Origin of the sequence: Hydrogenophaga sp. T2, assembly GCF_049843535.1 — a bacterium.
Taxonomy (GTDB): domain Bacteria; phylum Pseudomonadota; class Gammaproteobacteria; order Burkholderiales; family Burkholderiaceae_C; genus Hydrogenophaga; species Hydrogenophaga crocea.
Genome location: NZ_JBBHZJ010000021.1, coordinates 1 through 1,064 on the forward strand (window position 1 = coordinate 1; position 1,064 = coordinate 1,064).

General features: G+C 64.5%; 1 protein-coding gene. It reads right to left on the minus strand.

Annotated features, from left to right (window positions below):
* Positions 1-1,064, minus strand: a 1,064-nt coding sequence (gene tuf, locus WDZ95_RS22225; protein WP_425781705.1) for an elongation factor Tu, incomplete at its 3' end; no start/stop codon positions are given.

The window sequence follows — 1,064 nt, forward strand, 5'->3', positions numbered from 1 at the left end:
GGCATGACCATCTCTTTGTCTTTCGGCAGCTCGATCGAGCCCGTGACGTCGGTCGTGCGGAAGTAGAACTGCGGACGGTAGTTGTTGAAGAACGGCGTGTGACGGCCGCCCTCGTCCTTGCTCAGCACGTACACCTCACCCGTGAAGTGCGTGTGCGGCTTGATCGAGCCCGGCTTGCACAGCACCTGGCCGCGCTGCACTTCTTCGCGCTTGGTGCCGCGCAGCAGGATACCCACGTTGTCGCCGGCCTGACCCTGGTCGAGCAGCTTGCGGAACATCTCCACGCCCGTGCAGGTGGTCTTTTGCGTCGCCGCAATACCCACGATCTCGATTTCTTCGCCGACCTTGATCACGCCACGCTCGATACGGCCGGTCACCACGGTGCCGCGACCCGAGATCGAGAACACGTCTTCCACCGGCATCAGGAAGGCGCCGTCCACGGCACGCTCCGGGGTGGGGATGTAGCTGTCCAGCGCGTCGGCCAGGCGCATGATGGCCTGCTCGCCCAGGTCGCCCTTGTCGCCTTCGAGCGCCAGCTTGGCCGAGCCCTTCACGATCGGGGTGTCGTCGCCAGGGAAGTCGTACTTGCTCAGCAGTTCGCGCACTTCCATCTCGACGAGCTCGAGCAGCTCGGCGTCGTCGACCATGTCGCACTTGTTCAGAAACACGATGATGTAGGGCACGCCCACCTGACGCGCCAGCAGGATGTGCTCGCGGGTCTGGGGCATCGGGCCGTCAGCGGCCGAGCACACCAGGATCGCGCCGTCCATCTGGGCGGCGCCGGTGATCATGTTCTTCACGTAGTCGGCGTGGCCCGGGCAGTCCACGTGCGCGTAGTGGCGGTTGGCCGTCTCGTATTCCACGTGCGCGGTGTTGATCGTGATGCCGCGCGCTTTTTCTTCCGGAGCCGCGTCGATCTGGTCGTACGCCTTGGCAGCACCACCGAACTTGGCCGCCAGCACCGTCGTGATCGCCGCCGTCAGCGTCGTCTTGCCGTGGTCCACGTGACCAATCGTGCCCACGTTCACGTGCGGCTTGGTCCGCTCGAATTTCTCTTTTGCCAT